General features: G+C 37.0%; 2 protein-coding genes. Both read right to left on the minus strand.

The genetic code is table 11. The features are described 5' to 3' along the window. Positions 1-433: 433 nt before the first annotated feature. Positions 434-1,108: a hypothetical protein gene (locus BLQ17_RS22015; RefSeq protein ID WP_092226435.1), complete on the minus strand. Its 675-nt coding sequence runs from the start codon at positions 1,106-1,108 to the stop codon at positions 434-436. Further along, positions 1,105-1,644, minus strand: a 540-nt coding sequence (locus BLQ17_RS22020) for an RHS repeat-associated core domain-containing protein (RefSeq protein WP_143005620.1), incomplete at its 5' end; no start/stop codon positions are given. The genes BLQ17_RS22015 and BLQ17_RS22020, both read right to left, overlap by 4 nt.

Raw genomic sequence — 1,644 nt, forward strand, 5'->3', positions numbered from 1 at the left:
TAGATTAAGTTCATACTTCATATTAAATGTTTACGAAAGATGATTTTACCGAATGGCGCAATTTCAATGACTTATATTTACATCGGGAATAGCTGGCTTCTGGAAACTTCTCCTTATTATTAATCCGGCGGGCATTTAGGCTTAAACTTTTCGTATATATTAGTTAGGCGTCAAGTTGATTGACGTAAAAACAGCCAGATAGTCAGATGCGAACCCGAAAACGGCATCCGGATTAGACGTATTTGCCCACCGGATTAATAGCAAGTTCAAGTCCAAGCATTAAGTGAATGTTTTGTTCGGAAGGCAGATTCTTCGCTTGAATGAATGATGTAGCTCCAAAGGAAACATCAATAAGAATGATAAGTAATATTGTTCAGTTCACGATGCTCATCCTTTCGTCATTAATAAATTATTCAAAATGGTAAATGCTAGCTTACCATTTTGAATATGTTTCTTTGTTCTTGTCTTTAAGAGAATCAACTCTTATTAAAAGATTATTTTTTAGTTGATATTTACCGCAATTTCCAGATTTTCCCCCACAACAACTCAACTGTATGATGCTATCTTTTACTTTAAAAACTCCAGTCGTAGCCTTTTCAGGTATGAAAAATATTTTTTTACCATTGCTCGTGTATTCCAATGTTATAGGTACCTTATCTGGTGTGTGAGTGACCCATTGCCCAACTATTTTTGACTCTGTATTTTTGCCAACATTAATCCTGGTAAAATGCTGTTTTTTGGATAATTTTATGGGAGTATATGAGATTATTCGTTGAAGTGTCAAACTACTCTTTGTGACGGAATAGACATATCTAGCTAGCACCATATTTTGTTGAGGTGGCATTCCGCTTTCTATCAAAATGTCACCTTGAAGATGGTATTGAGTTTCAGATATTGCACCATATTGCATGCTAAAATTGCCATTATCATAAAAAAAGAATACATGCCCAAAGCCATCACGTTCTTTTTCAGTTTGAACCCATTTGCCTTTAAAGTTATTGATGTCGGCAAAGCATACACTTGAAAATACCAACACCGCACAGCACACACAGGCAAGATGCTTTGAATAAATCATGTTTTCCTCTGTAAAGTTTTCAATATGGCTCATTTACATCTTTTTTTTGTACCATTTTCCAGGTGATCCAAAACGCCAATAGGCCCTTCATTATCCCCGGTATCTGCTGGCTTAATTAAGAAATCGTCTATTACTCCGCTATAGTTCCCTTCTCTCATCTTATCAAACATATCTTCTTCCTTTTTACGAGACCTGTAAAGACGTTGTTGTTCTTCTTTGGTCATCCAACTAGATTCATCATATTCAAATCCTTCTAAACCATAGTTGTCTCCATTGCTCCAGCTGTTTTCACGACTACCGTTTCCACCCAAATCAACTGTTGATACATCAACGCCATCTAAACTTTCATCATCGGCATTGTCATTTGTTGTGCCATCTCCAGCATCATCATGTGCGTGTCCTCCTTCTGTAGATTGATCCCAAAGCCCAAACAAATCTATATAATTAACCGGATTATTCCCAACATAAGAGTACAAGTTATTTCCTCCAATAATACCAATAGGATCCTCCGAAGTCCATACTCCGGCGGATGGGTCATACTGCCTGAAATGGAAATGGTAGAGTCCCGA

The organism is Desulforhopalus singaporensis, from assembly GCF_900104445.1.
GTDB lineage: Bacteria > Desulfobacterota > Desulfobulbia > Desulfobulbales > Desulfocapsaceae > Desulforhopalus_A > Desulforhopalus_A singaporensis.

What these genes read in the sequence shown, in the direction of transcription:
- BLQ17_RS22015 (WP_092226435.1), bottom strand. Translation starts at nt 1,108, where the DNA reads ATGAGCCATATTGAAAACTTTACAGAGGAAAACATGATTTATTCAAAG.